Genomic DNA, 4,271 nt, shown 5'->3' with positions numbered 1-4,271 from the left:
CCGGCGCGCGCCCCCCCGCCGCCCGCCCGCCCGGCGAGCGCCGCTACGGCGACCGCCCGACCGGCGACCGGCAGTACGGCGACCGGCCCACCGGCGAGCGGCGCTTCGGCGATCGTCCGACCAGCGACCGGCAGTACGGCGACCGACCGCAGGGTGAGCGCCGCTACGGCGACCGTCCGACGGGCGACCGTCCGACCGGCGACCGGCAGTACGGCGACCGGCCCACCGGCGAGCGGCGCTTCGGCGACCGGCCGCAGGCTGACCGGGGTGACCGGCCGGCCGGCGAGCGGCGTTTCGCCGACCGGGACACCCGGGGTGGTTACCGCTCCGAGGGTCGCGGTCGGGACGACCGGCCGCGCGACGACCGTCGCGGTTTCGGCGGCCGGCCGGCGGCGCGTACCCACTGATCCCACTGATCCACCGGAACGCCGTCGCGGAGCGCACGCTTCGCGGCGGCGTTCGCGCATGCCGTGGCCGATGTCGGTCCGGTCGCGTAACGTCCGGCTCATGGCGACCATGACGAAGTCGATCTTCTGGTCCCGGACGGACACCGCCGGCAGTGAGCAGGCTCTGTTCACCGACGGCGACGGGTTGGCGGCGCGGGGCACGCTGCTCGCCGTGGACCCGATTCCGTTCACCGCCCGCTACCGGCTGACCACGGCGCCCGACTGGAGCACCGCCCGCGTCGAGGTCGAGGCCGAGGGGTCGGGCTGGCTGCGCCGGGTGACGTTGGAGCGGGCCGCGTCCCGGTGGCGGGTGACCACGGCCGAGCAGGGCGACCTGGACGCGGCGCTGACCAGGGCCGGGCATCCCCGGTCCGGCCTGCCGGGCACCGACGACCCGGATCGCCTGGCCGAGGCGCTCGACGTCGACCTGAGCGGCTCGCCGCTGTTCAATGCCGTCCCGGTGCGCCGGCTCGGGCTGACCAGCGGGCCGGCCGACATGCCGCGCCGGATCACCGTCGCGTGGGTGCTGCTGCCCGGCCTGGAGGTGGTGCCGGCCGAGCAGATCTACACCGGGCTCGGGCCGGGTCGGGTCCGATTCGCCAGCGGCACCTTCACGGCGGACATCGACCTGGACGCCGACGGCTACGTGGTGCGCTACCCCGGCCTGGCGGAGCGCATCGACCCACGGTGACCGAGCCGATCCGACACGCCGACGCGCGAAGCCGGCCCCGCACCGGAGGCCGGAGCCCGCGAGACCTGCGGGCCGGGGACGCGCTGCTCAGGCGGGCCAGGCGCCGCTGGTCAGGAAGCGCTCGATGGTGGCGGCATGGGGCGCCAGATCGAGGCCCTGGGCGGCCACCCAGTCGTCGGAGTAGTACGTGTCGGCGTACCGGTCACCGGCGTCACAGATCAGGCTGACCACCGAGCCGGTCCGGCCCTCGGCGAGCATCTCGGCGATCACGCCGAACGCGCCCCACAGGTTGGTGCCGGTGGAGCCGCCCACCCGGCGGCCGAGCACCGCCGAGCCGGCGCGCATCGCGGCCAGCGAAGCGGCGTCCGGCACCTGGACCATCCGGTCCACGACCGACGGCAGGAAGGACGCCTCGACCGTGGGCCGACCGATCCCCTCGATGCGGGAGCCCCTGCCGGTGCGCACCGACCAGTCGGCGGCCAGCCAGGCCGGATAGAAGGCGGAGTTCTCCGGGTCGACGACGCAGAGCTTGGTGGCCAGGCGGCGGTAGCGGGCGTACCGGCCGATGGTGGCGCTGGTGCCCCCGGTGCCGGCGCCCACGACGACCCACGCCGGGATCGGGTGGCGTTCCAGCCCCAACTGCGCGTAGATCGACTCGGCGATGTTGTTGTTGCCCCGCCAGTCGGTGGCCCGCTCGGCGTACGTGAACTGGTCCATGAAGTGGCCGCCGGAGTCCTCGGCCAGCCAGCGGGCCTCGACCACGACGCCCGCCGGGTCGTCCACCAGATGGCAACGGCCGCCCTGGAACTCGATCTGCGTGATCTTCTCGGGCGAGGTGGAGGCGGGCATCACGGCGATGAACGGCAACCCGAGCATCCGGGCGAAGTACGCCTCGGAGACCGCCGTGGAGCCCGAGGACGCCTCGACGATCGTGGTGCGCGGCCCGATCCAGCCGTTGCAGAGGCCGTAGAGGAACAGCGAACGGGCCAGCCGGTGCTTCAGCGAGCCGGTCGGGTGTGACGATTCGTCCTTGAGGTAGAGGTCGATTCCCCAGTCCCGGGGCAGTGGGAACGGCAGCAGGTGGGTGTCGGCCGAGCGGTTCGCGTCCGCCTCGACGGCGGCGATCGCCTCGGTCACCCAGCTGCGGCTGGCCTCGTCGCACCGGTCGAGATGAGTCACGCGGGAAACCTAGCAAGCAGGCCAGCGGCGCTCAGCCGCGGTCCGGAGGCGTCGAGCGGCGTGACTGTCGGCGTTGCCCGGCCCGGCCGACGGCCTGGACGAGAGGGCTCAGTCCGACGGCGAGTCGGGGCAGGGCGTCCAGCAGCCGGACCTGGGCGCCTCGCCAGCGGGGCAGGCTGACCACCGGGCGGGGCCGGCGGGCCAGCCGGGCCGCCCGGGCGGCCACCCGCTGCGGGGTCAGCATCGACCCGGTGAACGAGGCCAGCGCGCCCGGGTCGTCCAGCCGGTCGTGCAGCATCGGGGTCCAGATGCCGTCCGGGCAGAGGCAGGAGACGTGCACCCGCCGGTACCCGGCCATCCGCAGGTCAGAGAGGGTGCCGAGGCTGAAGGCCAGCAGTGCGTGCTTGCTGGCGGCGTACACCGTCTCGCCAGGTGCGGCGATGAGCCCGGCCAGCGAGACGATGTTCAGGACGTGGCCGTGGCCCTGGTCGCGCATGACCGCCAGCGCGGCGAGTGTGCCGTTCATGGCACCGAGCGCGTTGACGTCGAGCACCCGGCGGCGGGTCGGCCCGTCGTGCTCCCAGGAGGGGCCGGTGACCAGGATGCCGGCGTTGTTGACCCAGAGGCCGAGGCCGCCTCGACTCGCGGCGGTCGCCGCGATCTCGGCGCACGCGGCCTCGTCGCGGACGTCCAGTGCGGCCGACCAGCCGCCGAACGGCACGGCGGCGGCCGCTGCCGCGTCCGGGTCGAGGTCGGTGAGCAGCACCGACCAGCCGTCGGCGTGCAGCGCGGCGGCGACGGCGCGGCCCAGGCCGCCGGCGGCCCCGGTCACCACGGCCGCGCCGCGTCCCGGCGAGGTCATCGGCGCACGCTACCGCCGCGCGCCGGACGACACCAGGGGTACGCGGCGCAGCAGGGTCAGGCGGGCGGCGGGCCGAGCGGCTGGGGGCGGTTCTCCCACTTGGTGGAGAGGGCGATGGCGGTGCGCGTCGAGGCGACCCCGGGGGTCCGGTTCAGCCGCACGATGAGCTGCTCCAGCTCGGCGATCGTGCCGACCCGGGCTTTGAGCAGGAACGACTCGACGCCGGCCATGAAGTAGCAGGATTCGATCTCGGGCAGCACCCGCAGCGACTCCAGCATGTCGTCGGAGTCCGCGCCGGAGTCCTCGACGATGCCGATGAGCGCCGTGACACCCAGGCCGATCGCCTCGGGTTCCACGTCCGCGCGGTAGCCCCGGACCACGCCACTGCTCTCCAGCTTGCCGACGCGTTCGTGCACGGCGGGGGCGGAGAGGCCCACCTGCCGGGCAAGCTCGGCGTACGAGAGGCGGGCGTTGCCCCGCAGCAGGTCGACGAGGCTCAGGTCGATGGCGTCCACGGAGAGTGACCTTAACGTGTTGGGCGTAACGCGACGCCTTCGGCATCCGTTGGTCAGAACAGTGAGTAACCGTTCATAAACTGACCGTCTAGGTAGGGGTTGCACCAGTACCATTTACTAACTTCCCAGTCAGTGCATTTTTCGCGTTTGGCGGACAGGCCAGGTCCCTGGTGCTGTAATTGCCATACGTCCCTCATGACGGCTCTGGGCTCGCACCAGCCGGGGGCAGTGTGTTCAGCCAGGGGCTTCGTCGACGCGAGGAGGGGGCTGTGGACACTGGAGATCGCCTGCTGACACCGGGTGAGGTCGCCGCGCTGTTTCGGGTGGACCCGAAAACTGTGACGAGATGGGCGGCGGCCGGCCGGATAGGAAGCATCCGGACTCCAGGCGGGCATCGCCGGTTTCGGGAATCCGAGGTGCGGGCCCTGCTTGAGGGGGAGGGCATGCTGGACGAGGTGGACGAGGTCGGAAAGCCACGCAACGTGGGTCCGGCTGCCTCCACCGGGCCGGGTCCGGCCAACGCCGGCATGTACTGAACTGGTGCGGACAACGTCAGGCGGACCGGACACCAGTCCGGT

General features: G+C 73.1%; 5 protein-coding genes and 1 pseudogene. 3 read left to right on the top strand and 3 right to left on the bottom strand.

Features of this window, described 5'->3' with window-relative positions:
- Window positions 1-407, top strand: a pseudogene (locus AB0J68_RS28210) (RNA helicase); the annotation flags it as partial.
- 109 nt (window positions 408-516) lie between these two features.
- Window positions 517-1,137 (top strand): putative glycolipid-binding domain-containing protein, encoded by a 621-nt coding sequence (locus tag AB0J68_RS28205; RefSeq protein WP_354853931.1) that lies wholly within the window; start codon window positions 517-519, stop codon window positions 1,135-1,137.
- An 87-nt stretch (window positions 1,138-1,224) separates the two neighbouring features.
- Here AB0J68_RS28205 and AB0J68_RS28200 read toward each other — a convergent pair whose 3' ends face one another.
- The 3 genes from AB0J68_RS28200 to AB0J68_RS28190 are packed head-to-tail and all read right to left on the bottom strand — an operon-like array spanning window position 1,225 to window position 3,693.
- Window positions 1,225-2,316: a PLP-dependent cysteine synthase family protein gene (locus AB0J68_RS28200; protein WP_354853807.1), complete on the bottom strand. Its 1,092-nt coding sequence runs from the start codon at window positions 2,314-2,316 to the stop codon at window positions 1,225-1,227.
- Between the two features lie 31 nt (window positions 2,317-2,347).
- The gene (locus AB0J68_RS28195) at window positions 2,348-3,178 is read right to left on the bottom strand and encodes an SDR family oxidoreductase (protein WP_354853805.1); all 831 of its coding nucleotides are present in this window, start codon (window positions 3,176-3,178) and stop codon (window positions 2,348-2,350) included.
- 56 nt (window positions 3,179-3,234) lie between these two features.
- Window positions 3,235-3,693, bottom strand: a complete 459-nt coding sequence (locus AB0J68_RS28190) for an Lrp/AsnC family transcriptional regulator (protein WP_354853802.1) — start codon at window positions 3,691-3,693, stop codon at window positions 3,235-3,237.
- Between the two features lie 269 nt (window positions 3,694-3,962).
- On the opposite strand from AB0J68_RS28190, the gene AB0J68_RS28185 reads away from it, so the two are divergent.
- On the top strand, window positions 3,963-4,229 hold the full coding sequence (locus tag AB0J68_RS28185) for a BldC family transcriptional regulator (RefSeq protein ID WP_007454516.1): 267 nt from the start codon (window positions 3,963-3,965) through the stop codon (window positions 4,227-4,229).
- The last annotated feature ends 42 nt before the right edge of the window (window positions 4,230-4,271 follow it).

It is taken from the genome of Micromonospora sp. NPDC049580 (genome assembly GCF_040675595.1).
Lineage (GTDB): Bacteria > Actinomycetota > Actinomycetes > Mycobacteriales > Micromonosporaceae > Micromonospora.
This window is presented reverse-complemented; position numbering and strand designations above follow the sequence as displayed.